The organism is Aeromonas rivipollensis, from assembly GCF_037811135.1.
Taxonomy (GTDB): domain Bacteria; phylum Pseudomonadota; class Gammaproteobacteria; order Enterobacterales; family Aeromonadaceae; genus Aeromonas; species Aeromonas rivipollensis.
Genome location: NZ_CP149130.1, coordinates 882,436 through 908,930, shown reverse-complemented (window position 1 = coordinate 908,930; position 26,495 = coordinate 882,436). Strand labels below are relative to the sequence as shown.

The 26,495-nt window shown below is 63.2% G+C and carries 24 protein-coding genes; 14 read left to right on the top strand and 10 right to left on the bottom strand.

Going from position 1 to position 26,495, the window contains the following annotated elements:
* Positions 1-69: 69 nt before the first annotated feature.
* Complete coding sequence (locus WIR04_RS04320; protein WP_338890741.1) at positions 70-2,163, bottom strand: TonB-dependent hemoglobin/transferrin/lactoferrin family receptor; 2,094 nt, start codon at positions 2,161-2,163, stop codon at positions 70-72.
* 201 nt (positions 2,164-2,364) lie between these two features.
* Between WIR04_RS04320 and WIR04_RS04315 the strand changes: the two genes are divergently transcribed.
* From WIR04_RS04315 to WIR04_RS04305, 3 genes are read left to right on the top strand one after another with little or no spacing between them, the layout of a single operon-like run.
* On the top strand, positions 2,365-3,339 hold the full coding sequence (locus WIR04_RS04315; protein WP_338890739.1) for a ChaN family lipoprotein: 975 nt from the start codon (positions 2,365-2,367) through the stop codon (positions 3,337-3,339).
* A 25-nt stretch (positions 3,340-3,364) separates the two neighbouring features.
* A complete protein-coding gene (locus WIR04_RS04310) occupies positions 3,365-3,919 on the top strand; it encodes a cysteine hydrolase family protein (protein WP_338890737.1) in 555 nt (184 codons plus the stop codon).
* A gap of 39 nt (positions 3,920-3,958) precedes the next feature.
* Entirely contained in the window at positions 3,959-4,363 is a 405-nt protein-coding gene (locus WIR04_RS04305) for a hypothetical protein (RefSeq protein WP_025328092.1), read from the top strand.
* 70 nt (positions 4,364-4,433) lie between these two features.
* Here WIR04_RS04305 and hutZ read toward each other — a convergent pair whose 3' ends face one another.
* A complete protein-coding gene (gene hutZ, locus WIR04_RS04300; RefSeq protein ID WP_303807523.1) occupies positions 4,434-4,991 on the bottom strand; it encodes a heme utilization protein HutZ in 558 nt (185 codons plus the stop codon).
* Positions 4,988-5,500, bottom strand: a complete 513-nt coding sequence (gene hutX / locus WIR04_RS04295) for a heme utilization cystosolic carrier protein HutX (RefSeq protein WP_005329147.1) — start codon at positions 5,498-5,500, stop codon at positions 4,988-4,990. The genes hutZ and hutX overlap by 4 nt, the downstream gene beginning before the upstream one ends.
* 168 nt (positions 5,501-5,668) lie before the next feature.
* Between hutX and WIR04_RS04290 the strand changes: the two genes are divergently transcribed.
* The 3 genes from WIR04_RS04290 to WIR04_RS04280 are packed head-to-tail and all read left to right on the top strand — an operon-like array spanning position 5,669 to position 8,358.
* Positions 5,669-6,508 carry a heme/hemin ABC transporter substrate-binding protein gene (locus tag WIR04_RS04290; RefSeq protein ID WP_025328094.1) on the top strand — a complete coding sequence of 280 codons (840 nt, stop codon included), beginning with the start codon at positions 5,669-5,671 and terminating at the stop codon, positions 6,506-6,508.
* The gene (locus WIR04_RS04285) at positions 6,505-7,536 is read left to right on the top strand and encodes an iron ABC transporter permease (RefSeq protein ID WP_338890730.1); all 1,032 of its coding nucleotides are present in this window, start codon (positions 6,505-6,507) and stop codon (positions 7,534-7,536) included. Before WIR04_RS04290 ends, WIR04_RS04285 begins: the two co-directional genes overlap by 4 nt.
* 15 nt (positions 7,537-7,551) lie before the next feature.
* A complete protein-coding gene (locus WIR04_RS04280; protein WP_338890728.1) occupies positions 7,552-8,358 on the top strand; it encodes a heme ABC transporter ATP-binding protein in 807 nt (268 codons plus the stop codon).
* A gap of 69 nt (positions 8,359-8,427) precedes the next feature.
* Here the strand turns inward: WIR04_RS04280 and WIR04_RS04275 are convergent, their stop codons facing one another.
* Complete coding sequence (locus WIR04_RS04275) at positions 8,428-9,036, bottom strand: YitT family protein (protein WP_338890726.1); 609 nt, start codon at positions 9,034-9,036, stop codon at positions 8,428-8,430.
* A gap of 313 nt (positions 9,037-9,349) precedes the next feature.
* On the opposite strand from WIR04_RS04275, the gene WIR04_RS04270 reads away from it, so the two are divergent.
* Both WIR04_RS04270 and WIR04_RS04265 read left to right on the top strand, forming a co-directional pair.
* Entirely contained in the window at positions 9,350-10,711 is a 1,362-nt protein-coding gene (locus WIR04_RS04270) for a UDP-glucose/GDP-mannose dehydrogenase family protein (RefSeq protein ID WP_338890724.1), read from the top strand.
* A complete protein-coding gene (locus WIR04_RS04265) occupies positions 10,708-11,706 on the top strand; it encodes an NAD-dependent epimerase (RefSeq protein ID WP_338890722.1) in 999 nt (332 codons plus the stop codon). Before WIR04_RS04270 ends, WIR04_RS04265 begins: the two co-directional genes overlap by 4 nt.
* Before the next feature lie 60 nt (positions 11,707-11,766).
* On the opposite strand, the gene WIR04_RS04260 is transcribed toward WIR04_RS04265, so the two are convergent.
* The 3 genes from WIR04_RS04260 to WIR04_RS04250 all read right to left on the bottom strand — a co-directional run bounded on the left by WIR04_RS04260 (position 11,767) and on the right by WIR04_RS04250 (position 14,685).
* Positions 11,767-13,455 carry a glycosyltransferase family 39 protein gene (locus WIR04_RS04260; RefSeq protein ID WP_338890720.1) on the bottom strand — a complete coding sequence of 563 codons (1,689 nt, stop codon included), beginning with the start codon at positions 13,453-13,455 and terminating at the stop codon, positions 11,767-11,769.
* An 86-nt stretch (positions 13,456-13,541) separates the two neighbouring features.
* On the bottom strand, positions 13,542-13,907 hold the full coding sequence (locus WIR04_RS04255; protein WP_025328101.1) for a lipid-A-disaccharide synthase N-terminal domain-containing protein: 366 nt from the start codon (positions 13,905-13,907) through the stop codon (positions 13,542-13,544).
* A gap of 37 nt (positions 13,908-13,944) precedes the next feature.
* Positions 13,945-14,685 (bottom strand): glycosyltransferase family 2 protein, encoded by a 741-nt coding sequence (locus WIR04_RS04250; RefSeq protein WP_307765887.1) that lies wholly within the window; start codon positions 14,683-14,685, stop codon positions 13,945-13,947.
* A gap of 357 nt (positions 14,686-15,042) precedes the next feature.
* Here WIR04_RS04250 and WIR04_RS04245 point away from each other — a divergent pair, with 357 nt between their 5' ends.
* The 4 genes from WIR04_RS04245 to WIR04_RS04230 all read left to right on the top strand — a co-directional run bounded on the left by WIR04_RS04245 (position 15,043) and on the right by WIR04_RS04230 (position 19,962).
* On the top strand, positions 15,043-15,885 hold the full coding sequence (locus WIR04_RS04245; protein ID WP_338890717.1) for a lytic transglycosylase domain-containing protein: 843 nt from the start codon (positions 15,043-15,045) through the stop codon (positions 15,883-15,885).
* 305 nt (positions 15,886-16,190) lie between these two features.
* Positions 16,191-17,858 (top strand): energy-dependent translational throttle protein EttA, encoded by a 1,668-nt coding sequence (gene ettA, locus WIR04_RS04240; protein WP_106885939.1) that lies wholly within the window; start codon positions 16,191-16,193, stop codon positions 17,856-17,858.
* A gap of 162 nt (positions 17,859-18,020) precedes the next feature.
* On the top strand, positions 18,021-18,356 hold the full coding sequence (locus WIR04_RS04235) for a hypothetical protein (protein WP_338890714.1): 336 nt from the start codon (positions 18,021-18,023) through the stop codon (positions 18,354-18,356).
* 262 nt (positions 18,357-18,618) lie between these two features.
* On the top strand, positions 18,619-19,962 hold the full coding sequence (locus WIR04_RS04230; RefSeq protein WP_289977739.1) for an NCS2 family permease: 1,344 nt from the start codon (positions 18,619-18,621) through the stop codon (positions 19,960-19,962).
* A gap of 68 nt (positions 19,963-20,030) precedes the next feature.
* Here the strand turns inward: WIR04_RS04230 and djlA are convergent, their stop codons facing one another.
* The 3 genes from djlA to WIR04_RS04215 are packed head-to-tail and all read right to left on the bottom strand — an operon-like array spanning position 20,031 to position 22,556.
* Positions 20,031-20,843, bottom strand: coding sequence for a co-chaperone DjlA (djlA, locus tag WIR04_RS04225; protein WP_338890709.1), 813 nt, complete (start codon positions 20,841-20,843; stop codon positions 20,031-20,033).
* A gap of 19 nt (positions 20,844-20,862) precedes the next feature.
* A complete protein-coding gene (gene murU, locus WIR04_RS04220) occupies positions 20,863-21,531 on the bottom strand; it encodes an N-acetylmuramate alpha-1-phosphate uridylyltransferase MurU (protein WP_338890707.1) in 669 nt (222 codons plus the stop codon).
* Positions 21,528-22,556: an aminoglycoside phosphotransferase family protein gene (locus tag WIR04_RS04215; RefSeq protein WP_338890705.1), complete on the bottom strand. Its 1,029-nt coding sequence runs from the start codon at positions 22,554-22,556 to the stop codon at positions 21,528-21,530. The genes murU and WIR04_RS04215 overlap by 4 nt, the downstream gene beginning before the upstream one ends.
* A gap of 174 nt (positions 22,557-22,730) precedes the next feature.
* Here WIR04_RS04215 and lptD point away from each other — a divergent pair, with 174 nt between their 5' ends.
* Together lptD and surA are read left to right on the top strand one after the other, a co-directional pair.
* Positions 22,731-25,163, top strand: coding sequence for an LPS assembly protein LptD (gene lptD / locus WIR04_RS04210; protein ID WP_338890703.1), 2,433 nt, complete (start codon positions 22,731-22,733; stop codon positions 25,161-25,163).
* Between the two features lie 30 nt (positions 25,164-25,193).
* Positions 25,194-26,486, top strand: a complete 1,293-nt coding sequence (surA, locus tag WIR04_RS04205; RefSeq protein WP_025328111.1) for a peptidylprolyl isomerase SurA — start codon at positions 25,194-25,196, stop codon at positions 26,484-26,486.
* The last annotated feature ends 9 nt before the right edge of the window (positions 26,487-26,495 follow it).

The following is a 26,495-nucleotide window of genomic DNA, read 5'->3' as shown; positions in this document are numbered from 1 at the left end:
CCGGTTTGGGCCGCCAGAAACAGAGAAGGGGCCCTGGGGCCCCTTCATCATCATCGTCGTTGGCAAACATCAGAACACGTACTTGACCCTTGCGCTCAGGTTGCGGCCCGGCTCGGTCTGGTTGCTGGTGTCCGTGGTGGCGGCGAGGCCCGTGACGCTCTCGTAGCTGACGTACTCCTTGTCAAACAGGTTGAAGACACCGACGTTGAGCTGCAAATCCTGCATCGGCTTGAACTGGGCATAGATATCCACCACGCCCCAGCCGGCGCTCTTGATGTTGTCGTTGCCTCTGGCATCCTTGCCCACCTTGTCCATGTCGTCGGCGAAGCGCAGGGCGGTGTTGATGTTCCAGTTCGGCTGCTCCAGACGCACGCCCAGGCTGCCGTTGAACGGGCTCAGGCTGTTGATGTAGTTGCCGTCGCCATCCTTGCCCTCTATGTAGGCCAGGTTGCCCCAGACGTTCACCAGCTCGTTCAGCCAGTAGTCCGCCTTGACCTCGGCCCCCTTGGTGGTCGCCTTGTCCAGGTTCTGGTACTGATAGATGGCGGTGCGCCCTTCGGTCCCCACGGCCGTCAGCTCGATGAAGTCGTCGAACTGGTTGTAGAAGGTCGCTACTTCATAGCTGAAGCCGCCGCTGCTGCCGCGCACCCCCAGATCGATGCCGTCGCTGCTCTCGGGCTTGAGGTTAGGGTTCGGCTCGATGCGATAGCCATAGGCCTGGTGGTTCAGGGTGGAGAAGGCGTTGTCATACATGGGCGCCTTGAAGCCGTGGCTGTACTGGGCAAACAGGTTGGCCGCCTCGTGTGCCTTGAACACCAGCCCCAGCTTGGGCGAGAACTCCCCTTCGGAGATCTTCTGCATGTTCTCGCCGGTGTAGGCGGGATCCTCGTCCGGGGTCATCTTGTAGTAGTCGTAACGGGCACCCGGGGTCAGCACCCAGCGCTCGCCAAACTTGATCTCGTCGAAGGCCCAGAGCGCGCTGCGCTCGCTGGTGGTGGAGGGGAAGCTCAGCTCGCTGTAACCGACGAAGTCACCCGGAGTGGTCGGCCCCTTGAAGCGGGTACGCTCGTTGTCGGTGTGCTCATACTCGACACCCCAGGCCAGACGCTGGTTGGCGATCGCCTTGCTGAACTTCACCTGGGCTCCCAGGCTCTCCTGCTCGAAGCCGTTATGATCCAGGGAGTTCTTGGTCACATAGGGGTTTGTCGGTCGCACCGGGTACTTGGAGGAGGCGTACTGATCCAGGGTCTGCTTGGTGCGGCTGTAGTAAATCTTGCTGTCCACCCGATCCGCCCAGGGAGCGTTCAGGGCGAGGCCGTGATCCAGCACCAGGGAGAGGTTGTCGGTCTCCTTGTCGGTGATCGGCTGATTAAAGACGGAGCCCGCCTTGGTCAGATCAATGGCATCCGGATCCTGGCCCTCGGTGAAGTAGTCGACCGTCAGCTTCAGGAACTGATCATAGGAGAAGTTCCACTTGCTCTTGAACAGCACCGCCTGGCTGACGATGTCGAACTCGTCCTTGTCGCTGTCGTAGTTCTGGGTCACACCGCCGTCACGCCAGGTGTAGCGCAACAGGTTTTCGAACTCGCCGGTGCGCAGCGCCCCGGTGATGCCGGCCATGTTCTGGTGGCTGCTGGAGGCATAGCCAGTGGTGGCATCCAGGTAACTGTCCTTCCCCTTGAGGAAGTCGCCGGCATCCTTGGTGGTGATGGCGATGACGCCCCCCAGGGCATCGGAGCCGTAGGCGGCGGACGCCGGCCCCTTGGCCACTTCCACCTGCTTGATCATGTCGGTGTCGAAGTAGGTCTGGCCCACACCGCCGTTCTTGTAGGCATCGTTCTGGCGCACCCCGTCCTGCACCACCTTGACCCGGTTCTCGCTCATGCCGCGGATGGTAAAGGTCTGGGCATCCCCCGCACCGCCCTGCACGCTCACGCCCGGCTCATAACGGAACAGATCGGCGACATTGCTGACGACCTGCTCCTCGATCTGCTCCGAGGTGATGACGGCGATGGGGCCGGAGACGTCTTCCAGCTTCTGCTCCATGCGGGAGCCACTGACGACCATGACTTCATCCGTTTTCTTGTCTGCGGCGAAAGCAGGGGATACCAGCCCGGCCGCCACGGCGAGGGCAATCAGAGAGGGGGTGTTGTTGTGCGCCACTGCAAAGTCCTTATTGAGAATCATTATCAACCGAACGGCATCTTACTCAGCCCGCGACAAAGATCAATAATAAAGTGAATCATTCTCATTTTCTTTTGCTTCTAAACGGTTTTACACTATCGCCTCTTTTTTCCTGCTCGCCATGCTGCCATCGTATGGTGCAGTGCCTTTGCCAATCTCTGCCTCTGTGAGTGAGATGCCATGACTCGACGACTCCCCCTGCTCGCCCTGCCCCTGTTGCTGGCCGCCTGCGCCACCCCACCGCAGAGCCAGCCTCCCCAGACCCTCTATCACTACCAGCTTGGCGATGGGACGGACGACAGGCCCCTCAGCCTCGCCCAGGCGGTGGACAAGGTCAGGGATGCCGACATAGTGCTGGTGGGCGAGCTCCACAGCCACCCGGCCGTGCACCTGTTGCAGGCAAACCTGCTGGCAGAGCTTGCCGGGATGTCGCGCGTCGATGGCCGGGGGCTGGTGCTCTCCATGGAGCAGTTCAGCCGTGCCGATCAGCCCATGCTGGATGCCTACCTGGCCGGGCGCATCGGCGAATCCACGCTGATCCGCGAGGGCCATGCCTGGCCCAACTACCCGAGCGACTACCGCCCCCTGGTGGAATTTGCCAAGGCGCAGCAGCTGACGGTGATCGCCGCCAATGCCCCCAAGCCGCTGGTGAGCTGTGTCGGTCAGGAAGGCCCCGAGTGGCTCGACAAACTGCCCGCCAGCCTCCGCAGCCAGCTCGCCCGCGAGCTCACCCTGGGGGAGGATCCCTATCGCCAGAAGTTCATGGCCTCCATGCATCATGGGGATGCGGACGGCAATGCCCGCCGCTTCGCTGCCCAGACCAGCTGGGACGACACCATGGCCGAGAGCATGGTCGATTATCTCGAGCAGCATCCCGGCCGGCGCATCATGCACATCGCCGGCAACTTCCATGTGGAGGGGGGGCTGGGTATCGCGAGCCGCATCGCCAGCCGCAATCCGGCGCTGAAAGTCGCCCTTGTGGTGCCTGAAACTGGCTCCCAGGATGGCAAGGCAGCCCCCGGACGGAGCGCCGACGTGCGGGTGCACATAGCCCCCCTGCCGGAACGCTGGCTAAATGCAGAGGAAATGAAGCAAGATATGGGCGCGCTGCATCAATCCCGCAGCCGTGACTGCAGCCAGTGGCTGCAACCCTAATCTTCCAGGATACGGCGGGTAAAATATGGACGTGTTACTGATCATCGATGTGCAGCAAGGGGTCATGAAAGCGACCCATCACCAACAGCCACAAGTTCTGGCCAACATCAACCGGGCCGCGGCCCATGTCAGACAGCATCATGGCCGGGTCATCTACATCCAGCATGACGAGCTGCCAGGGGACGAGCTGGAGCCCGGTACCCCGGGCTGGCAACTTCACCCAGCGCTGCAACCCGCCAAGGGGGACAGCCGGGTGCGCAAGACGGCGTGCGACAGCTTCCTCGAGACCGAGTTGGCCTTCCTGCTGGCCGAGCAGTCCGTCGACAGGCTGATCCTCTGTGGCAGCAACACCGATTTTTGCGTCGATACCACGGTACGCAGTGCCGCGGCTCATGGCTTTGAGGTGCTGGTGTTGAAGGATGGTCACACCACAGCCGATCGTCCCCACCTGAGCGCCGAGAAGATCATCGAGCACCACAACTGGATGTGGCAGCACCTGAGCCTGCCAGAGGGCAGAAGCGTGACCCTGCTCACCACGGATGAGCTGCTCGAGGCGGCTCAACCCGAGCTGGCGTGCTAATCTGCCCGCCCTGAAGTGATCACCCGATTGGAGTCTTGCGTGCGTCTATTCTCTGCCGTTGCCCTTGTGCTGTTGTTACCGGCGATCACGGCCTGCTCCGGCATGCCGGGCACCACGCCCGACGGCCCGGCCCCCCTGTTTCATACCAACATCAACGAAGAGGGGAGCAAGCGCTTCACCTTCGAAGCCGCTCCCCTCGACGTCCTGCCGAGTCGGTTGCAGGAGGATGACAGTCGGCTGAGCCGCAACAGCAAGAGCCTGCTGGAGCGCCGCGAGGCCCTGCAGGACGAGCAACTGACCGAGACGCTGGCGGCACGCAACTATTGCCGCACCGGCTACATAGTCCTCAGCCAGACCTCCTGGAAGATCCGGGGGGAGTGCAACGAGACAGCCACCCAGGCCGATCGCGACGCCTTCCCCAACAAGGCCTCCTGGCAGGAGTGATCCCGATCTGGGGACAGGTAACAAAACGGGCAGCCCAGGCTGCCCGTTTTTCATCTCATGACCTCGATCCTCAGACAGGTGCGTCCGTCTCGCTGCGCAACTCGGCGCCGTTGTCGACGCGCTTGTGCCCCTCCACCAGATGGACGAAGTCCACCAGCTCGTCACCGGAGACCCGGAACGCCTGGCCGAAGCCCTTGACGAACAGCCCCTGCTCGGGCTTGAGGCGAAACAGCACGAAGTCCTTGAGGTTGGAGAGCCCTTTGACGATGTCGCCAAAACGCCCTTCCAGCGCCGCTATCGCCTTGCCCCAGCGCTCGTCATCCCGCGCCACCACCTCGGCCACGGCGTCAAAGGTGAGCCGCTTGCGGGCGAACAGTTCGCGGGCGCCGGTCTCGTCCTCGATCAGCATCAGGGAAACCTTGGGCACCTGTTGCAGGTTGCGGGCATGGCGGGCTATCTCGGAGATCAGCACATAGTAGCCATCTTCCTGCAGCACGAAGGGGGCGTAGCTGGCATTGGGGTTGCCTTCGCCATCCACGGTCGCGAGCTGCAGGGTACGGCAGCCGTCACGAAATTCGCGGATCTCCGGTTGCAGGCGGTTCTGCAGACGCTCCTGACGTTCACTCATGCTTTCACTTCCTCTTGATACTGGTGGCGCAGGGCCTTGAAACGCTCCACCTGGTCAGGCAGCAGCTGACGCTGCTCGTCACGCCCCAGGTAGATCTTGAAAATGCAGCGGCCGCTGTGGCCGAAGAACTGGAAGGAGTGCCCCTCCTTGCCCATGAACAGTTTGCTGACCAGGGCAATGCCGACCACGTTGTCGAGCTTGAGGTGACCGTGCATCTCGCCGTCCCGCCCCATCAGGTTATAGTAGCCGCGGGCCGTCTTGCCCTTGGGGAAGGGGGCCTTCACCTCGAAGATGGAGCCGTCGGACTCCACAATGGTGGTCACCTGACCCCAGCTGGCCAGATCCGCCAGCAGGGCTTCGGCCTGATCGCTCGGCACCAGCGTCATCAGCTCGGCGGGCAGGTGGCGCACCACCTCCCATTCACTGACGGCCAGCTCGGTGGCGATGCTGGAAGGATGGGCGCTGGGATCTTGTTCCAGCAGCGCATGAATGCGTTGTGCAATGCTCATCGGTTCTCCCTGGATGATCTGGCGATGGTACTCGGTCTCGCGGCGGATACTGTAATAAAGCGGCCCTCTTAACGCAATTGATAATCGCTTTCATTATCAGTGCATTTTTTTCACCGGCTTGATATTCTCGGCGGCAATCCCACTCTCATACACCCTTCGGAGGTTCGCATGGGCCGTCGTTTTGCCCTCGCACTCAGCCTGCTCGGCTGTTCAGCCCTTTCCCTGCCTGCCGTGGCGCAGGAACGTATCGTCAGCATAGGCCCGGCCACCACAGAGCTCATTATGGCCCTGGGGGGCGAGCAGAGCCTGATTGCCACCGACGTCAGCAGCCCGGAACCCAAGGGGCTGCCGAGAGTCGGCTACCACCGCGCCCTGGCTGCCGAAGGAATACTGAGTCTGGCCCCGACCCGCCTGGTCGGCAGCGACGAGATGGGGCCGCCACCGGCCCTGGAACAGCTGCGCCGGGCCGGCGTCGAGGTGACAGTGCTGCCGACGGCGCCCACCCTGGCCAATCTCAACGAGCGGATCGACGCCCTGGCCGGCTTGCTGGGCAATCAGGCCGCCGGCACCAGGCTGAAGGCCGATATCGCCGTCCAGAACGACAAACTGGCGGCCCAGGCGAAACAGAACAAACCCCTGAAGGTCGCCTTCCTGCTGCTGCACAAGGGCCAGCCCACCAGCATCGCCGGTGGCAATACCACCGCCAGCGCCCTGGTGACCCTGGCCGGCGGCGTCAACCCGGTCGCCCGCTTGCACGACTACAAGCCCGTCTCCACCGAATCCCTGATCGAACTGCAGCCGGATCTGGTGCTGGTGAGCGGCCGTGACTGGCAACAATACCAGAGCGTCGACAGCGTGCTGGCCCAGGTGCCGGCCCTGGCCGCTACCCCGGCAGGCAAGAACAGGGCCATCCACGCCATCGACGGTCACGCCCTGCAAGGAGGTCTCAGCCTGAGATCCTTGCAGCAGGCCAACCAGATAGCCCAGTGGATCAAGCAGGGTTCATGATGCGTCTGCCGCTGCCCTGGCTGCTGGTGCTCACCGGCTGCACGCTCGCCCTGCTGCTGCTCGGCTCCCTTGCCACCGGCCCCATGTCACTCTCCTTGGCCGAGAGCCTGCGGGCCCTGTTTGCCGGCAAAGAGAGCGGGATAGAGGCACACAAGCTGCTGATAGTGCAGGAGATCCGCCTGCCACGTACCCTGCTGTGCATCGCCGTGGGAGGCATTCTCGGCCTCTGCGGCGCCGTGATGCAGGGGCTGTTTCGCAACCCCCTGGCCGACCCCGGCATCATAGGGGTCTCCGGCGGCGCGGCGCTGGGCGCCGCCCTGGCCATAGTGCTGCTTGCCCCCCTCGGCCAACAGTTGCAGAGCCTGCTCGGCCTCGGTCTGCTGCCCCTGCTCGCCTTCCTAGGCGGGGCGCTCACCACCACCCTTGTCTATTTGCTCGGCACCCGTGAGGGAGGCACCTCGGTCACCGTCATGCTGCTGGCGGGCGTCGCCATCACGGCGCTGTCAGGGGCCGTGATAGGGCTGCTCACCTACCTGGCGGACGATCAGATGCTGCGCAACCTGAGCCTGTGGCAAATGGGCTCCCTGGCCGCCGGCAAGTCGGTGGACGTGGGGCTGGCGCTGCTGACCCTGGTCGCCCTGCTGTGGCTCTTCATGCGCGATGCCAACCCCCTCAACGCCCTGCTGCTGGGCGAGGGTGAGGCGCGCCACCTGGGAGTGAACGTGCAGGCTCTGAAGCGACGCCTCATCCTGCTCACCGCCGCCGGTGTCGGCGTCGCGGTGGCGGTGGCCGGCATGATCGGCTTCGTCGGTCTGGTGGTACCCCACCTGGTGCGGCTGCTGGCCGGGCCCAATCACGTCAGGCTGCTGCCGCTCAGCGCCCTGCTCGGCGCCGCCCTGCTGCTGGGGGCCGACATGCTGGCCCGCACCCTGCTGGCGCCGGCCGAGCTGCCGGTGGGCATCATCACCGCCCTGCTGGGTGCCCCCTTCTTCATCTGGCTCTTGGTCAAGAGTCGCCGGACGCTGTAACAGGAGAACGCCATCTTGCCCGGATCCCCCTCCCCCCTGCTCGCTTGCCGCGGTGTCAGCCTCACACGGGGCAATCGCCTCATCCTGGACAGCCTGGATCTCGACCTGCATGGGGGCAGTCTGACCGCCCTGCTCGGCCCGAACGGGGCGGGCAAGAGCTCGCTGCTCAAGTGTCTGACCGGCGAGCTGGCCTATGACGGCACCATCTCCCTGTTCGGTCGCAAGCGGCAAGAGTGGGCCGGCGATGCCCTGGCCCACCGAGTCGGAGTGCTGCCCCAGAGCTCGTCCCTGAGCTTCCCCTTTCTGTGCGAGGAGGTAGTGTCCATGGGGCGGCTGCCTCACAGCGAGCCCGCCAGCCGCCGCGATCAGATAGTGAAGGCCGCCATGGCCCATGCCGGGGTCGAGCACCTGGCCGGCCGCCTCTACCCCGGCCTCTCCGGAGGGGAGCGCCAGCGGGTGCAGTTCGCCCGGGTGCTGACCCAGATCTGGCAGGAGCCGTCACCGGGACGGCCGTCGGATCCCTTGCAGCCACGGCTGCTGCTGCTGGACGAGCCCACCTCGGCCCTCGATCTCAAGTACCAGCATCAGCTGCTCACCATGGCCCGCGCCCTGGCCGCCCGCAACACCGCCGTGCTGGTGGTGCTGCACGATCTCAATCTGGCGGCGCGCTACGCCGATCGGCTGGTGATGCTGGAGCAGGGCAGGCTGATAGCGGACGGCTCACCGGCAGAGGTGCTCACCCCCGAACTTATCGCCCGCCTCTACGATTATCCCGCCCAGGTGATCCACCACCCCGAGACGGGACAACCCATGGTGGTGTAATTAGCTAATAAGAAGAAGAAACAAACAGAGCGCCCAAGGGCGCTCTGTTTGTCTGCAAAGTGAAGGGGCTCAGGCGATCTGGTAGCGGCCCGGCTTGTGATTGAGTGTCAACACCAGGTTACAGATGATGGCCGCCACCACTGAGAGTGCCAGCAGCCAGGGGGAGACCACGAAGAAGGAGGCGATGACGATGGCGCAATCCAGCCCCATTTGCAGCTTACCAGCACGGATGCCGAAACGATCCTGAATAAACAGCGCCAGGATATTGAAGCCACCCAGGCTGGCCTTGTGGCGGAACATGATGAGCAACCCCATGCCGATCAGGGTGCCGCCGATCAGGGCAGCATAGACGGGCTCTATCTTGCCTATCTGCAGCACGGCGTTGAGGTGATCCGTCATGAAGGAGACGGTCGCCACGGCGGCGAAGGTATTGAGGGTGAAGCGTGGCCCCATCCTGAGCCAGGCCAGGGCATAGAAGGGCAGATTCATGCAGAAGAACAGCAGACCGAAGCTCAGGCCAGTGACCTGCTGCAGCAGCAGCGCCAGGCCGGCAGTGCCGCCGGTGAGCAGACCGACCTGATGAAACAGGAAGATGCCGAGGGAAACGAAGCCTGCCGCGGTCAGCAGGGCGAGCACATCCTCATAGAACGGATGGGCCGAACGGGGGGTGTTGTCCATAACCTTATGTCCAGTAGCGAAGTGAAAAGAGTGTCTGAGGCCCGGTGACGGGCGCGAGCCCCGTGAGTCGGGACTTCGTTATGGTCACAGTGTCCATTTTGAGTGACCAGGATCACAAGTACGGGATCGAATGCGCCGAAATGGTGCGCGTCAGCGCCGCGTTACAACCCTTGCACCAAAATATGTCACGCCCTCCCCCTCTCAAGCTGAAGCCAGCCTGAAGAGCGCCTGAAAAACCCGGGCTATCTCGCTGCCAACAGGCAGGAATCGTTCTAAAATGACCCACTTGCCACAGGCTGCGGAGCGACAGCAGATGAGAGTCAGCGTATTCGGGATAGGTTATGTGGGGCTGGTTCAGGCCGCGGTGCTCGCCGAGATGGGCCACAGGGTAACCTGCGTGGACGTGGATGCCGTCAAGGTCGAGCGCCTCAAAGAGGGGATGATCCCCATCTTCGAGCCCGGCCTCGCCCCCCTGGTGCAGGCCAACCATCAGGCCGGTCGTCTGCAATTCACCACTGAGATGGCCGAGGGGGTGGCGTTCGCCGAGCTCATCTTCATCGCGGTTGGCACCCCGCCCGATGAAGACGGCTCGGCCGATCTGCAGCACGTGCTGGCAGTGGCCGGCACCATAGGGCGGCTGATGCAGGACGGCAAGGTGGTGGTCAACAAGAGCACAGTGCCGGTCGGCACCGCCCACCGGGTGCACCAGCATATCGCCGCCATCCTGCGCGATCGCGGGGTCAACTTGCCCCTCGAGGTGGTCTCCAACCCGGAGTTTCTCAAGGAGGGGGCCGCGGTGGCCGACTGCCTGCGGCCGGATCGCATCATCATAGGCACCGACTCGGCCCACGCCATATCCCTGCTCGAAGAGCTCTATGCTCCCTTCAACCGCAATCGGGATCGCATCATCCAGATGGACACCCGCAGCGCCGAGCTGACCAAGTACGCCGCCAACGCCATGCTGGCCACCAAGATCTCCTTCATGAACGAGATGGCCACCCTGGCGGAGAAGCTCGGGGCCGACATCGAAGCCGTGCGCAAGGGCATAGGCGCCGACCCGCGCATCGGCCATCACTTCATCTATCCCGGCTGCGGCTATGGCGGCTCCTGCTTCCCCAAGGACGTCAAGGCGCTGATCCACACCGCCAGCCAGATTGGCTGCGACGCCCCTTTGCTCCATGCGGTGGAGCGGGTCAACGACGGCCAGAAGCACAAGCTCATGGCCCGCCTGCAGCAGCACTTCGGCAGCGATCTGAGGGGGCGGACCTTCGCCCTCTGGGGCCTGGCCTTCAAGCCCAATACCGACGACATGCGCGAAGCCCCGAGCCGGGTGCTGATGGAGGCGATCTGGGCCGCCGGTGGCAAGGTGCAGGCGTTCGATCCCGAGGCCATGAGCGAGGCCCAGCGCCTCTATGGCCTGCGGGACGATCTGACCCTGTGCGGTACCCAGGAGGCCGCCCTCAGGGGGGCCGACGCCCTGCTCATCTGCACCGAATGGCAGCAGTTCCGCGCCCCGGACTTCGAGCTGGTGCGGCAGACCCTGAAGCAGGCCGTCATCATCGATGGGCGCAACCTCTATGACCCGGCCCGCCTTCGCCAGCGCGGCTTCACCTACTACGCCATAGGCCGGGGCGACAGCCTGGCCACCGGGCTGCGCGAGGAGCAACGGCAATGAAATATCTGGTCACCGGCGCCGCCGGCTTCATCGGCTTCCATGTGGCGCATAGGCTCTGCCGCGACGGCCATCAGGTGGTTGGCCTGGACAACCTCAACGACTACTACGAGGTGAGCCTGAAGGAGGCGCGGCTGGCACTGCTGCTGCCACTGCCCGGTTTTCGCTTCGAGCGATGTGATCTCGCCGATCGCACAACCATGGCGGCGCTCTTTGCCCGCGAGCGGTTCGATCGGGTGATCCACCTGGGGGCACAGGCCGGGGTGCGCTATTCGCTGGACAACCCCTTCGCCTACGCCGACAGCAACCTCAACGGCACCCTCACCGTGCTGGAGGGATGCCGCCATCACGGGGTGCAGCACCTGGTCTACGCCTCCTCCAGCTCGGTGTATGGCCTCAACGAGCAGATGCCGTTCAAGACCTCGGACGGGGTGGATCATCCCGTCTCCCTCTATGCCGCGAGCAAGAAGGCCAACGAGCTGATGGCCCACTCCTACTCCCATCTCTATGGGCTGCCCACCACGGGCCTGCGTTTCTTCACCGTCTACGGCCCCTGGGGGCGCCCCGACATGGCGCTGTTCAAGTTCGTGCGCGCCATCCTGAACGGCGAGCCCATCGACATCTACAACCAGGGCCAGCTCAGCCGGGACTTCACCCATATCGACGACATAGTGGAGGGGGTGATCCGGGTCGCGGACAGGCCCCCGCAAGGAGACCCGGCCTGGCAGGGAGCCGCCGACGCCAGCCCGGCCCCCTACCGCCTCTTCAACATCGGGCATGGCAGCCCGGTGCGGTTGCTGGATTTCGTGGAGGCCATAGAGGTGGCGCTCGGCAAGCGGGCCATCCGCAACCTGCTGCCGATGCAGGCCGGGGACGTGCTGGCGACCTGGGCCGATACCCAGGCGCTGTTCGATGCCACCGGCTACAGACCCGGAGTCGGGCTTGAGGAGGGGGTCGCCAGCTTCGTCGACTGGTACAGGGCCTACTACGGGGTCTGACCCCATCGCCCGAGATGAAAAGGGGCTGCCACTGGCAGCCCCTCTTGCTGGGTCCCGGCCTCAGGGGCCCGGGGTATAGCGGAAGGGTTCGAGCCTTGGGGTCAACCCCTGGCATGCGGGCTTGAGGGCCTCAGCCCCCGCCAGCAGCCAGTCGGTGCGATGGCGGTTGCCGAGGTTTTCCATCTTCTCGGGCTCGAAACACAGCACCATCAGATCCGCGCTGCCCAGCACATGGCGCCTGGGCGCGGCCGCCACCCAGGCCGCCGCCTCGCGAGCCTGCTCCCCATCCCCCAGCAGGTAGGGGTAATGTTGCACGGGTTGCCGAGCGAACAGCAGGTGCTGCTCCTTGAAACCGGCAAGCAGCAGCTCGTCCCCCGCTGGCACCTTCTGCGCCGTCAACGCCATCACCCCCTGCGGCGTGCGCATGTCGTTGAGGCGTACGCAGATCCAGCAGGAGTAGAGCAGCCAGCCCACAGCCAGCGAACAGAGGATGGCGCTGAGCGGCGCCCGGCGCAGCAGCGCATTGACCAGCAGCAGCGCAACGCCCAGCACCAGCAGGGGCAGCCAGGGGGCCGATCCCAAATCCCCCAGCCGGTTCGCCAGCTTGTCGCTGACGGCCAGGGCCCCGGCGCCACCCACGCAGAGGATCCCCAGCAGCCAGCCGAGCCCGCCCAGCAGACGCCCGGGCCAGACCCGCGCCAGCAGCGCCCCCATGTAGGGAGCTGTCAGCAGCGCCAGGGCCGGCGTGCCCGGCGTGACATAGACGCCGCGTTTGCCCGGCGACAGGGAGAAGAAGAGCACCACCAGCACCAGATAACCGAGCAGCAGCATGATGCGCTTGTCCTGCTCCTGGATGGCCTTGCGCCACGCCACCACCAGCCAGGGCAGCAGCAGGGAGAGGGGCAGCCAGAACGGCGGGATCACCGAGCTGAGGTAGTACCAGAAGGGTTTGACGTGATGCCAGGCATTCGCATAGCGGGTCACTGTCTGGCGCAGCAGTATGTTGTCTCTATAGGCCTGCAGCACTGGGTCCCCGCTCTGGGCCACGGCGGTCAGCATGGGCACCAGCCACAGGCCGATGGCCAGCAGCATGAAGAGCGGCCCCGCCAGCGCCTTCAACCAGTCGGCACGGGAGGCGGCACGGATCCTGTCTCTGTGGGTCCAGACTGCCGGGATCAGGATCAGCAGGGCCAGCAACCCCACCCCCTTGGTAATGATGCCGAGCCCGGCGGCAAACCAGCCGAGCCAGTACCAGCGCCAGCCTCCCCCGCAGAGCAGGAAGCGGACGAAACCGTAAACTCCCAGGGTGATGAAGAAGGTGACCAGCGCATCGATCTGGGCCGTCTTGGCCTGCAGGGTGAACTGGACGGTGAACAGCAGCAGCAGCCCGGCCATGAAGCCCGTCGCCGGGTTCCACAGGCGGCGACCCAGATCCCACACCAGCAGGATGGTCAGCAGACCCGCCAGCAGGGAGGGCAGCAGAAAGGCCACCTTGATGGAGCCGGTCAGCAGATAGCCGATGGCGATGCCCCACATAAACAGGGGGGGCTTGTCAGGGTAGATCTCGCCGCCGCGCATGGGGAAGAGCCATTGCCCGCTCTCCACCATCTCCTTGGCGACCAGGGCGAAGCGCGGCTCGTCGGCGGGCCAGGGGTCCCGCAGCCCGAGGCCGGCACCCAGCACTATCAGGGCGATCAGCAGCAGCCAACCGAGAGAGCTCTGATTGAGCAGTGAGCGGTCATTTACCATGGCGCACCTCATTGATATCGACGAGCTTGCCACGTCTCCAGCCTTTGCGCAGGATGACCAGAGAAAAGCGGCTGAACCGGACATGCTCATTTACCATGGTGGATCTCGTTGTCGTTGACGAGCTTGTCCCGCTTCCAGCCCCGGTGCTGGATATCCAGATAGAGGCTGTAGAGGGCGGTGAAGGTGGGGAAGAGATTCTGCAGCACGCCGACGGAGTCCTGCTTGGGGGAGAAAACAAAATAGCTCAGGGTCATCAGGCTGCCGAGCACGCTCATGTACCAGAACAGGCGCGGAATGACGGGCCGACCGGCACGCTTGGAGGCCAGGAACTGCACCAGCCAGCGGCCACCGAACATCAGCGCCCCGGTGTAACCGATGAGCTTCCAGCCGGTGACATGCAGGCCGGTCCAGTCGAACCAGGTCAGCTCCATGGAGAGCAGGGAATCGATCATATCAGCCACCCCAACGGCAACGAAAGCAGGGTGTCCATCACTCCAGCATCTCCCTGACTTCGACCACCTTGGAGCGGCGTTGCAGCCACCAGACGCCGACCACGTCCACCAGCCCGACCCAGAGCCGATTCCAGACCCCGTATTTGGAGACACCCGCCTGCCGTGGTCTGTGGTTGACCGGCCAGGGGGACATGCGCCCGCCCTGGGCCTGGATCAGGGCCGGAATGTAGCGGTGCATGTGGTTGAAGCCGGGCAAGCGCAGATACCAGTCGCGCCGCACCACCTTGAGACCGCAGCCGGTATCCGGGATGCCGTCGCGCAGCAGCAGATCGCGAAAACCGTTGGCCAGTCTGGAGGAGAGCCGCTTGACCCAATCATCCCGGCGGTTGACGCGGTGACCGATAAGTCCCACTTGCGTGGGATCTTGCGCGAAGCGGCGCTTGGCCTCCTCCAGCATGGCGGGAATGTCGGCCGGATCGTTCTGGCCATCCCCGTCGAGCACCACCAGCCAGTCGCCGCGGCCCTGGCGCACGCCACTGAGCACCGCCATGCTCTGGCCGACGGCCCTGGCATGGCGGATCAGGCGCAGCCCGGCATAACGTCTCTTCAGATCGCACAGGACGGCATAGCTGTCATCCTCGCTGCCATCGTCCACATAGATCAGCTCGTAGCTGTATTTCCCCGCCAGCGCGGCATCTATCTCGCCGATGAGGGGGGCCAAATTGTCCCGCTCATCCTTGGCGGGCACCACGACAGAGACATCGATTGAATCAAGCATATGAAGTTCCCGACCATGACGAGGAACGCAATCGACCCGACCGCTTTCCTCATTAACATTCTCTCGACAAGCTGACTAACATCATGCAAATACAAGGCGTTAGACAGCAAGCACGGCAGTTTATTGCCCCAAAAATAATAAATCTATCAATTTGGGTGATGGCGCGAGCAGAGTGCCTGGCCGCGCAAACCCCAGCCCCCCCTTCACACTCACCAAGAGCGCTTTTTTCCCTGCCAAAAGTTCCAGACCGTTTTCATCTCTGATGGCCTGACACATAACCAGATGTTCCATCCCCTGGCTGGCGCCTCCCCCATATCGGGCCTATATCTTGCGGATACAAAATTCGAGGTATCCATCATGCAGAGACTCTGCACCTGGGGCTGGGGAGTCCTGCTACTGCTTGCCACCTCCTCCCATGCCGACACCTTTCGCCAGGCCCCCAAGGCCATGAGCGCCTTGCGCCAGGGCGCCGCCATGGAACAGAGCAACCCGCGGCGAGCCATAGCCCACTACTGCACCGCGGCCAGCCTGGGCAACCCGGAGGCCTACTATCGCATCGGCCGCCTGCTGGCCAGAGGACCCCAGGGGATCCGCAGCCCTCGCCACGCCAACGCCTACCTCGCCATGGCCATGCGCCTTGGCAATCAGCAAGCCGCTCGTTACTACAACGAGCGGGTGGGCAACGCCCCCCTGGGCACCTGCGGTATCGGCGGAGGCGGAGGTGGCGCACCCTGGGTACGCCCCAGCACACCCTTCGATCAGGATAGTTATCTGGCCCGGCAATCCCTCACCAAACAGAAGCTGGCCGTCATGATCCGCCAGGCAGCCCACCGTCACAAGGTCAACCCCCAGTTGGCGCTCGCCATCGCCATCGCCGAGTCCAATCTCAACAGCACAGCCGTTTCCCCCAAGCAGGCGCAAGGGGTCATGCAGCTCATTCCCGAGACCCAGGTGCGCTTCGGCGTGACCCGCCCCTTCGATGCCCAGCAGAACATCCGAGGCGCCATGATCTACCTGAAGTGGCTGGAGAAGCAGTTTGGTCCCGACTGGGTCAGGATCAGCGCCGCCTACAACGCCGGTGAACAGGCCGTGATCCGCCATGGCGGCGTACCGCCCTACCAGGAGACCCAAGAGTATGTGCAGCGGGTGCTCTACTACTCGGGACAGGACCCGGCCAAGAGCACCAGGCAGCCCCGCTGACCCCACTGCTTCTCAAGGGCACTTGATGAATCCTATCGAGCCAGACTTAAGGAAGTCTTAAGCCAGCCCGACCCGGGACCTTGGCCACCCATGTGTCAGATATCCCTCTCCTCTATTCATCCCTCTGCCGGAGGGGCTCCCTGCACCACATGCCCCCCGGTTGTCCACTTTGCCGCCCTCTTCCCATTGGTTTACAATCGACGGGTTTTTTGGAACCGGGTCGGCCACTGCCGACCAGGCCCCACCACGACGTCAGTTTGTTAATGCAAAGACATTAAACTACTGAAAAGGAAGAGAATTAGCCAATGGCTCAATTTATTTACACCATGAACAGGGTCGGCAAGGTAGTGCCGCCCAAGCGTCATATCCTCAAGAACATCTCCCTCTCCTTCTTCCCGGGCGCCAAGATAGGCGTGCTGGGTCTGAACGGTGCCGGTAAATCCACCCTGCTGCGCATCATGGCGGGGATCGACACCGAGATCGAAGGGGAAGCCCGTCCGCAACCCGGCATCAAGATCGGCTACCTGCCCCAGGAGCCCAAGCTGGATCCGGAGCAGACAGTCCGCGAGGCGGTGGAAGAGGCGGTCGGCGAGGTGAAACGCGCCATGGCTCGCCTGGATGAGGTCTATGCGGCCTATGCCGACCCGGATGCGGATTTTGACAAGCTGGCCCGCGAACAGGGTGAGCTGGAAGCCATCATAGCCGCCCAGGGTGGTCACAACATGGAGAACCAGCTGGAGCGCGCGGCTGACGCCCTGCGCCTGCCGGCCTGGGATGCCCAGATCAAACACCTCTCAGGTGGTGAGCGCCGCCGGGTAGCCCTGTGCCGCCTGCTGCTGGAAAAGCCGGACATGCTGCTGCTGGACGAACCGACCAACCACCTGGATGCGGAATCCGTGGCCTGGCTGGAGCGCTTCCTGCACGACTACGAGGGCACAGTCGTCGCCATCACCCACGACCGTTACTTCCTCGACAACGTGGCGGGCTGGATCCTGGAGCTGGACCGCGGCGAGGGTATCCCCTGGGAAGGCAACTACTCCTCTTGGCTGGAGCAGAAGGACGCCCGTCTGGCTCAGGAAGCCAGCTCGGAAGCTGCCCGTCGCAAGTCCATCGAGAAGGAGCTGGAGTGGGTGCGTCAGAACCCGAAAGGCCGTCAGGCCAAGTCAAAGGCTCGTATGGCTCGCTTCGAGGAGCTCAACACCAACGACTACCAGAAACGCAACGAGACCAACGAGCTGTTCATTCCGCCCGGACCCCGTCTCGGCGACAAGGTGGTCGAGGTGGCGAACCTCTGCAAGTCCTATGGTGACAGGCAGCTGATCGACGATCTCTCCTTCGCCATTCCGAAGGGGGCCATCGTCGGCATCATAGGTCCGAACGGCGCTGGTAAATCCACCCTGTTCCGCATGATGTCGGGCCAGGAGCAGCCGGACTCCGGCACCATCACCCTGGGCGACACAGTGGTGCTGGCGTCTGTGGATCAGTTCCGCGACAGCATGAACGACAAGAAGACGGTGTTCGAAGAGGTCGCCGACGGTCAGGACATACTGCGCATCGGCAACTACGAGTTCCCGAGCCGTGCCTACATAGGTCGCTTCAACTTCAAGGGCGCCGATCAGCAGAAGCGGGTCGGCGAGCTCTCCGGTGGTGAGCGCGGCCGTCTTCACCTGGCCAAGCTGCTGCAGACCGGCGGCAACGTGCTGCTGCTGGATGAACCGACCAACGATCTGGACATCGAAACCCTGCGCGCCCTCGAGAACGCCCTGCTGGAGTTCCCGGGCTGTGCCATGGTCATCTCCCACGATCGCTGGTTCCTCGACCGTATCGCCACCCACATCCTGGACTACCAGGACGAGGGCAAGATTGCCTTCTTCGAGGGCAACTTCACCGAATACGAAGAGTGGAAGAAGAAGACCTACGGCGCCGATGCGGTTCAGCCACACCGCGCCAAGTACAAACGCATTACCAAATAATTGCGTCTGGCGATGGAGTGAGGCGGACCAACCGCACCGCTCCAGATAGACAAGCGCATCGCCCCATCGGGGTGATTGCAACGTCTCAAGGGGAGCCCGTGCTCCCCTTTCTCTTGCCTTTTCGCTTACAATCTTCCCGCTTCCCCCTACCGGCACTCACCGATGACCCAGACCAGCGCCCCCCCGAAGAGACTCACCATCCAGATCCGGATCGAACCCGGCTGCCTGGGCCCGGATGGCAAGCGCCACATCGATACCTTCTGCGCTGCGGCCGGCCGTATCTTTGCCGCCATCGAACCCGATCGGGTGAGCTGGGTGCTGCTCCCCCGTCATGACAAGCAGTTGCCCGAACAGGCCTACTTCATCGACGGGCGCACCCTGAGCGAGGCGCAGGCCAGCCTGCTGCTGCAGCGCATGGGGCTGACGCTCGCCACCTTGCAGGAGCACAGCGACGCCGTGCTGGCCCAGCTGGTGGAGCGCTACCTCAAGAGCCTCTGAGGGTCGCCATCGCGGCACAAGCCTCTATCGAACCTTGTTTTTACCTCTCGATGGGCAAACGTTTGAATTTTTACTCTATTCATTGATCCCCCTCGCAGATCCGGGGTTTGTAAACGTCGCGGCCTGTGTAAAAATGTGCGCGCTGTCACGGTATCAGGACGAGTCTGGTCACTCAGTCGCCAGAAACAGGGCCATTTACCCCGCATGGATGGGATTGGCCGTTCGCCTGCTGCTTATTTCACGTCACCCATTGGAATCCAACATGAATCAACAACACCAAGCTGCCAGCCAGGCCGCCGGGCAAGGATTGCTCGAGCGCCTGTTTGCCCTGAAAGGCCATGGCACCACGGCCCGCACCGAGGTCATCGCCGGCATCACCACCTTCCTGACCATGGTCTACATAGTGTTCGTCAACCCGCAGATCCTCTCTGCGGCGGGCATGGACACCCAGGCCGTGTTCGTCACCACCTGCCTCATCGCCGGCATCGGCAGCATACTGATGGGGCTGCTGGCGAACCTGCCCATCGCCCTGGCCCCCGCCATGGGGCTGAATGCCTTCTTCGCCTTCGTGGTGGTGGCTGGCATGGGCTACTCCTGGCAGGTCGGCATGGGCACCATCTTCTGGGGTGCCTTAGGATTGCTGATCCTCACCCTGCTGCGGGTGCGCTACTGGCTGATTGCCAACATCCCGCTCACCCTGCGGGTCGGCATCACAGCCGGCATAGGTCTGCTCATCGCCCTGCTCGGCCTGCACAACGCCGGCATAGTGGTAGCGAGCCCCGCCACCATGGTAACAGTGGGCGACCTCACCTCCCTGCCCTGCCTGCTGGGGCTGCTCGGCTTCTTCCTGATCTGCATCTTCTCCGCCCGCGGCGTGCACTCCGCCGTGCTGATCGCCATAGTGGTCACCACCACCCTGGGCTGGCTGTTCGGCGACGTGACCTTCAAGGGCTTCGTCTCTGTGCCGCCGAGCATCACCCCCGTCTTCGGTCAGCTGGACCTGATGGGGTCGCTGGACATCAGTCTCGCGGGGATCATCTTCTCCTTTATGCTGGTCAACCTGTTCGACTCTTCCGGCACCCTGATCGGCGTCACCAACCGCGCCAAGCTGGCGGATGACAAGGGCCACTTCCCGCGCATGAAGCAGGCGCTGCTGGTGGACAGCGTGAGCTCGGTGGGCGGCGCCTTCATGGGCACCTCCTCGGTCACGGCGTATATCGAGAGCAGCTCGGGGGTGGCCGTCGGCGGCCGTACCGGCCTGACCGCCATAGTGGTCGGCGTTCTGTTCCTGCTGGCGATCTTCTTCTCCCCGGTCGCCGCCATGGTGCCGGCGTACGCCGCTGCGGGCGCCCTTATCTACGTGGGCGTGCTGATGTGCTCCGAGCTGACCCGGGTCAAGTGGGAAGACCTGACCGAAGCGGTTCCGGCCTTCATGACAGCGGTGATGATGCCGTTCAGCTTCTCCATCACCGAGGGGATAGCAGTGGGCTTCATCTCCTACTGCGTGATGAAGGCAGGCACCGGCCGCTGGCGCGAGATCAACCCCTGCGTGCTGGTGGTAGCCCTGCTGTTCGTGCTCAAGTTCGTCTGGGTCGACAGCCACTAACCCCGTCTTTCGCATACAAAAATGCCCGTCATCGACGGGCATTTTTTATGGCTGGCAAAGGGCCAGGTTCAACGGATGCCGCGGGCCTCGCGGATCCACTCCCAGGCCTGCTGGATCTCCTGGGTCTTCTCCTTGGCCATCTCCATCATCTCCGGCGGCAGCCCTTTGGCGGCCAGCTTGTCCGGGTGATGCTTGCTCATCTCCTTGCGATAGGCGCGCTTGATCTCCTGATCGCTGTCGCTCTCGCTCACCCCCAGCAGCTGGTAGGCATCCTTGAGGCGATCCTGGGAAGGGGCCTCCTGCCGGTATTGCTGCCCTTGTCCTCCCTGCTGCTGACGGTGGAAGAAGTTCATCTGCGCCTCCGCCATCGCCAGGATCCGCGCCAGCTCGATACGGCTGAAGCCGAGCTCGTCCGCTATGGTCTGCAGGATGGCACGCTCGTTGGCCTCCACCTTGCCATCGGCAAAGGCGGCCTGCAGCTGCACCTCCAGGAAGAAACGCAAGATGTCGCGCTGCCCCAGGCTGGCCTGGCGGAACTCCGCCAGGGTTTCGCGCAGCGGGAAATCGCTCTCCTTGCCCTGGCGGAACGACTCCTGGGCTCGCACCCGCTGCTCGCCGGAGAGATGCATCCTGTCCATCAGGCTGGAGGCGACCCTGATCTCGTGCTCGGTGACCTGACCGCTCGCCTTGGCGATGTGGCCCATGACGGCGAAGGTGGCGTGGAAGAAGACCGCCTGCTGCTGCTGGCTGGGGGCACGGCGGAAACTCATCCCCATGCCCCGATCGAAGCGATGGCCGATCCAGAGGCCGAGCAGGGCGCCGAAGATGTTGCCGAGCAGAAAACCGAAGAAGGCGCCAAGCACCTTACCCCAAATACGCATGGTTCAAGACCTCGTGATGTTAATGAGTGTCGGCAAGCAGCTGGTCATCCAGCTCGCGCAGCCGATCGACGGTGCCTATGTCCCGCCACTCGCCGGCCAGCAGGCTGCCACCGATCCGGCCTTGCGCCATCCAGTCGCGCAGCAGGGGGGCCAGCTTGCGAGCACCGCAAGGCAGGGAGGCAAAGGCCGCCGGGTGATAGAGGCCGACGCCGCTGAAGGTCAGGGCCGGCGCATCCAGCACCCGGCCAGCTTGCAGGGAGAAATCCCCCTGAGGATGCTGGGGCGGATTGGGCACCAGCCAGAGATGGGCCAGGTCATCCGCCAACGGCTGATTCACCAGAGTGCCATAATCCCCGTCAATCCAGGTATCGCCATTGATCACCAGAAAGGGCTCCGCGCCCAGCAGTGGCAATGCCTGCACTATGCCGCCCGCGGTCTCGAGGGCGTTATCCTCCGCCGACCACAGGATCTCGACCCCGAACTGGCGGCCATCGCCGAGCGCCTCCACCAGCTTGTGGCCGAGCCAGGCGTGGTTGATCACAAGCTGGGTCACCCCGGCCGCCTTGAGCTTCTCGATGTGGTGGACGATGAGGGGCTTGCCCCCCACCGCCAGCAGCGGCTTGGGCAGCAGGTCGGTGAGCGGGCGCATTCGCTCGCCACGGCCCGCGGCCAGGATCATCGCCTTCATGTCGGCTCCCCGGCACGCCGAGCCTCTGCTACCCGGGCCAAGTCTGGCATCACGATCCGCTGCAACCAGTCGCCGAAGCGGGCCAGCACCGGATGCTCGGCACCATGCTGGTGACAGACATCCACCACATAGCCCAGGGTACGGGGAATGTCCTTGAGGTAGCCGGACTTGCCGTCGCGATGGTAAAGGCGGGTGAAGATGCCGGCCGCCTTCAGGTGGCGCTGCATGCCGGTCAGGTCGGCGTGGCGACGGAAGCTGGCATAATCGAGCCCGCCGAGCAGGCCCGCCCGACTCAGAGTATCGAAGCCCTGGCCCATGCCCTGTTCGATCACCTCATCGGGCCAACGCACGTAGCAGTCTTTCAGCAGGGAGACCAGGTCGTAGCTCAAGGGACCCATGACCATGTCCTGGAAGTCGATGATGGCCAGGGTACTGGTCTCGGGCCTGTCACCACCACACACCATCAGGTTGCGGCTGTGGAAGTCCCGATGCATCACCCCCTGGGGCTGGGCCAGGTTGTTCTCGGTGAGGCAGGCGAACATCTCGTCCAGCAGTTGCTGTTCGGTCTCGTCGAGACTCAGATTCAGGTGATGACCCAGCAGCCACTCGGGGAAGATGGCATTCTCGCGCGCCATGAAGGCCTCGTCGAAGGGCTCGAGCGCCAACCCGACCGCTCCCAGCCGTGGCAGCAGCCCTATGGCCTTGCCATACCAGGCCAGCACGTTGCCCTCGTTCAGGCAGCCGATAAGCTGGGTGTCCCCGAGATCCGTCACCGCCAGCAGGCCCTGCTCGTAGTCCACCGCCCTGACCTCGGGAGCCAGCAGCCCCACGGCGTGCAGGGCGGCCGCATTGCGAACGAATTCATGATTTTTTTCGGTTTTCGGATTAGCATCCACCCACACCAGGTCACCACCACGGAAGTAGCGGCGGAAACTGGCGTCACCGGAGATCAGGGTCAACTGGAGGTTGGCATCACCGGTAATCCGGCGAGCCCATTGCAAAAGCAGGGAAGCGCGATCGTGCATGAGTCGGGAACCAAATTGGAAAGCAGCACTTGGCTGTTAGCCCTGGCCGCAATAATGCTTTATCATTGCCGGCTAACATAAAGCAATGACATGCAATGTCAACTCGATGGATCCTGACATAAAATGCATGCCCTGAATCAACCGTTTTTACTACGGATTGCGCGAGCCCTTCACATGACAAAATGGACACTGGGGTGTTCTTATCCCATCGCCCTGACCATCAGCCTTGTTCCTGCCCTGAGTCCGCTCACGGTACAGGCGGTGCCCCTCAACGCGCCACCGGCCACCGGGATCCTCGACAGCCTCTGCTATGACTATGTCCCCAAGGTCGAGAAGCCCAGCGCGGATCAGGACGCCAATGCCCAACCTGTCGAGGTGGATGCCGATCGACTGGAAGCCAAGCAGGGCGGCACAGCCGTCTATGAGGGGGACGTCAAGGTTCGTCAGGGCGTGCGCAAATTTGACTCCGACTATGCCCAGCTGGATCAAAAGAGCCGGGATGTCATCGCCATCGGCAACATCTATTACAACGATGGCCAGATTACTGTCACCAGCGACAAGACCCTGAAATCCAACCTGGACACCAAGAACTCCGAGCTGGAAGGGGGCAAGTATCAGGTTCATGGCTCACCGGTGCGCGGCTTTGCCGAGAAAGTCACCATGACCAACAACAACCAGAACATCACCCTGGAGGGGGCCCAGTACACCACCTGCCCCCCGGGTCAGGAGGCCTGGACCCTGAAGGCCGGCAGCATCGACATCGACCAGTCGGAGGTGTTCGGGGAAGCCTGGAACGCCAGCCTCTGGCTCTATGACTACCCGGTCTTCTATTTCCCCTATATCAACTTCCCCATCAAGGACGAGCGCAAGACCGGCCTGCTCTACCCCGGCTATACCCAAAGCTCCAAGAACGGCATGGACATTACCCAGCCGTTCTACTGGAACATAGCGCCGAACTACGATGCCACCATCACCTCCCGCTTCATGGACAGACGGGGCCTGATGGAGCAGGTTGAGTTCCGCTACATGCCGGATCCGGCCCACACCGGCAGCCTCTACTTCGAGAACCTGGCGAATGACAAGCAGTACGACGAGACGGACAGCCTCAACGACTACCTGTCCGATGGGCATCGCTACCTGCTGAACGCCCGCCACACCTCCAGGTTCATGGACAACGCCCTGCAGGTGTCGGTGGACTACACCAAGGTGCGGGATCAGGATTACAACTACTTCAACGACTTCTCCCCCAAGGTGGGGACCCAGGTCGACAACCAGTTGCAGCAGTCCCTGAAGGCCGGCTACTTCCAGCAGAACTGGAACCTCAACGCCGAGGTGCGTACCTACCAGATCCTGCTGGCCAGTGCCCAGCAGCCCCACGAGCTGATGCCGCGCATCAACCACAACTATTACCAGCAGGGCAACTGGTACGATCTGGCCTGGAATACCGAGCTGACCAACTTCGGCTACAACAACGATCAGGCCGTCGAACAGAACAAGGGCACCGCCTACACCGGCACCCGCTTCTACACGGCCCCGACCCTGACCATCCCCCTGGTGGACGAAGCCGGTTACTTCCTCGACAGCCAGTACAAGCTGATGTACACCCGTTACGATCAGACGGTGCCGGATGACATGAGCAGCACCTTCACCAACAGATTCACTCCGCAGGGCGGGGGGGACGTCACCCTGGACGAAGGCATCATCACCCGGGTGCTGCCCTCGTTCCGCCTCAAGGGCGGCATGACCTTCGAGCGCGATCAGCAGTGGTTCGGTGAAGGGGCCAGCCAGACCCTGGAGCCGGAGTTCCAGTACCTCTATGTGCCCTACAAGGATCAGGACAACATAGGCGTCTACGACTCCACCACCATGCGCCAGGACTACTACAGCCTGTTCAGCGATCGCCGTTTCGCCGGCCTGGACCGTATCAGCGACTCCAACCGACTCTCGGTCGGTGTCACTACCCGCATCTATGATCCGGCCGGCGATGAACGAATTCGGCTGGCCGTTGCCCAAGCCTTCGACTTCGTGGCGCCCAGGGTCAAGCTCTACTCCAGCGACGCGCTGAGCACCAATACCCGCTCCCCGCTCTCGTTCGAGGGGGATGCCAAGATCAACGAACAGTGGTATGCCCATGCCGGGGCGCAGTATGACCTGGAGCAGCGCCAGATAAGCTCGGCCAACAGCGCTCTGGAGTACCGCCACGAGAAGCTGATCAGCCAGGTGAACCACCGCTTCGTGCGGGACGCCAACTACGACCTGGACCACAAGGGTCAGGTGACGGACCTCAACCAGATCGGCCTGCTGTTGACCACGCCGCTCAACGACCAGTGGCACCTCTATGGTGGCTACTATCAGGAGCTCAACCAGAACGTCAAAGTTGACCGCAAGGTGGGGCTGAAATATGACTCCTGCTGCTGGAGCATCAACTTCAACCTGGAGTGGGTCAACACGCCGGACAACGTAAACCTGGCCCCGACGTCCGAGCGCAGCCTCGGCATTCAATTTGAAATGAAAGGATTGGGTAGCGTGGGTACCGGCTCCAAGGGCACCTCCCTGGACACCGAAGCACTGCCTTACATTCGTCCGTTTAACCTGCGAGACCAATAACGGGTCTGGCAAACGCCTTGAGAGATGGATATGAAGAAGACGTTGATTTCCCTGCTGACCGCAGGCCTGTTTGGAGTCATGAGCCAGGGTGCCTTCGCCGCCCCCGAGCTGGTGGACAAGGTGCTTGCCGTGGTCAACAAAGACGTGGTGCTGGCCAGTCAGCAGGAAGCCCTGGTGCAGAAGGTGAAGGCCTCCGCCCAGGAGAGCGGCCAATCCCTGCCCGATGACGTCACCCTGCGCAAGCAGGCGCTGGATCGTCTGATCCAGGAGAGCCTGCAGCTGCAACTGGCGGATCGTCAGGGGCTCAAGATCAGCGATACCCAGCTGGAGCAGGCCATCCAGAGCATCGCCGCCGACAACAAGATGAACCTGGAGCAGCTCCGTGCCCAGCTCGAACGGGAAGGGCTGACCTATGCCCAGTACCGGGAAGAGGTCCGCCGCGAGATCCTGATGAACGAGGTACGCCGCAGCCAGGTACGCCGCCGCATCAACATCTCCGAGCAGGAGGTGAAGCAGGTGGTCGAAGCCCTGAGCAAGCAGGGTCAGCAACAGACCGAGTACCACGTCGGCCACATCCAGGTCGCCCTGCCTGACAACCCGAGCGCCGAGCAGCTCAACGCTGCCAAGGCCAAGATAGAGCGCATCCTTGCCGCCCTGAAGGAAGGGGCAGACTTCCGCAAGCTGGCCATCGCCGAGAGTAACGGTCCCAAGGCCCTGGAAGGGGGTGATTGGGGCTGGATGAGCCCGCAGGAGATGCCCACCCTCATGTCCGAGGCGGTACAGGGCGCCGGCAAGGGTGACATCGTCGGACCGCTGCGCTCGGGCGCCGGTCTGCACATCATCAAGATCTTCGACACCAAGGGTCAGCAGCAGGTGATGCAGACCGAGGTGAAGGCCCGCCACATCCTGATCAAGCCCTCCATCATACTGAGCGAGGAGAAGGCCAAGGGGACTCTGGACGGCATCTTGCACGACATCAAGAGCGGCAAGGCGAGCTTCGCCAGCATGGCGGAGAAGTACTCCGAAGACCCGGGCTCTGCGGTGCAGGGTGGCGAGCTGGGCTGGTCCGATCCCAACGTCTATGTGCCGGAGTTCCGCGACATGGTCAACCGCCTGCAACCGGGCCAGATCAGCGAACCCTTCCGCACCAGCCACGGCTGGCACATAGTGCAGCTGGAAGATCGCCGCAGCCAGGATGCCACCGGCAAGGCCCAGGAGCAGCGCGCCTATCAGCTCATCTTCAACCGCCGCTTCACCGAAGAGTCCCAGGCCTGGCTGGATGAGCTGCGCGACGAAGCCTACATCCAGATCGAGCCTAATTAATGGGCGATG

Coding starts and splice junctions, on each gene's coding strand:
- djlA (WP_338890709.1), bottom strand. CDS start 20,843: ATGCGTATTTGGGGTAAGGTGCTTGGCGCCTTCTTCGGTTTTCTGCTC.
- ettA (WP_106885939.1), top strand. CDS start 16,191: ATGGCTCAATTTATTTACACCATGAACAGGGTCGGCAAGGTAGTGCCG.
- WIR04_RS04215 (WP_338890705.1), bottom strand. CDS start 22,556: ATGCACGATCGCGCTTCCCTGCTTTTGCAATGGGCTCGCCGGATTACC.
- WIR04_RS04230 (WP_289977739.1), top strand. CDS start 18,619: ATGAATCAACAACACCAAGCTGCCAGCCAGGCCGCCGGGCAAGGATTG.
- WIR04_RS04315 (WP_338890739.1), top strand. CDS start 2,365: ATGACTCGACGACTCCCCCTGCTCGCCCTGCCCCTGTTGCTGGCCGCC.
- WIR04_RS04260 (WP_338890720.1), bottom strand. CDS start 13,455: ATGGTAAATGACCGCTCACTGCTCAATCAGAGCTCTCTCGGTTGGCTG.
- WIR04_RS04290 (WP_025328094.1), top strand. CDS start 5,669: ATGGGCCGTCGTTTTGCCCTCGCACTCAGCCTGCTCGGCTGTTCAGCC.
- WIR04_RS04310 (WP_338890737.1), top strand. CDS start 3,365: ATGGACGTGTTACTGATCATCGATGTGCAGCAAGGGGTCATGAAAGCG.
- hutX (WP_005329147.1), bottom strand. CDS start 5,500: ATGAGCATTGCACAACGCATTCATGCGCTGCTGGAACAAGATCCCAGC.
- WIR04_RS04245 (WP_338890717.1), top strand. CDS start 15,043: ATGCAGAGACTCTGCACCTGGGGCTGGGGAGTCCTGCTACTGCTTGCC.
- WIR04_RS04275 (WP_338890726.1), bottom strand. CDS start 9,036: ATGGACAACACCCCCCGTTCGGCCCATCCGTTCTATGAGGATGTGCTC.
- WIR04_RS04265 (WP_338890722.1), top strand. CDS start 10,708: ATGAAATATCTGGTCACCGGCGCCGCCGGCTTCATCGGCTTCCATGTG.
- WIR04_RS04285 (WP_338890730.1), top strand. CDS start 6,505: ATGATGCGTCTGCCGCTGCCCTGGCTGCTGGTGCTCACCGGCTGCACG.
- WIR04_RS04255 (WP_025328101.1), bottom strand. CDS start 13,907: ATGATCGATTCCCTGCTCTCCATGGAGCTGACCTGGTTCGACTGGACC.
- murU (WP_338890707.1), bottom strand. CDS start 21,531: ATGAAGGCGATGATCCTGGCCGCGGGCCGTGGCGAGCGAATGCGCCCG.
- surA (WP_025328111.1), top strand. CDS start 25,194: ATGAAGAAGACGTTGATTTCCCTGCTGACCGCAGGCCTGTTTGGAGTC.
- WIR04_RS04250 (WP_307765887.1), bottom strand. CDS start 14,685: ATGCTTGATTCAATCGATGTCTCTGTCGTGGTGCCCGCCAAGGATGAG.
- WIR04_RS04235 (WP_338890714.1), top strand. CDS start 18,021: ATGACCCAGACCAGCGCCCCCCCGAAGAGACTCACCATCCAGATCCGG.
- lptD (WP_338890703.1), top strand. CDS start 22,731: ATGACAAAATGGACACTGGGGTGTTCTTATCCCATCGCCCTGACCATC.
- hutZ (WP_303807523.1), bottom strand. CDS start 4,991: ATGAGTGAACGTCAGGAGCGTCTGCAGAACCGCCTGCAACCGGAGATC.
- WIR04_RS04270 (WP_338890724.1), top strand. CDS start 9,350: ATGAGAGTCAGCGTATTCGGGATAGGTTATGTGGGGCTGGTTCAGGCC.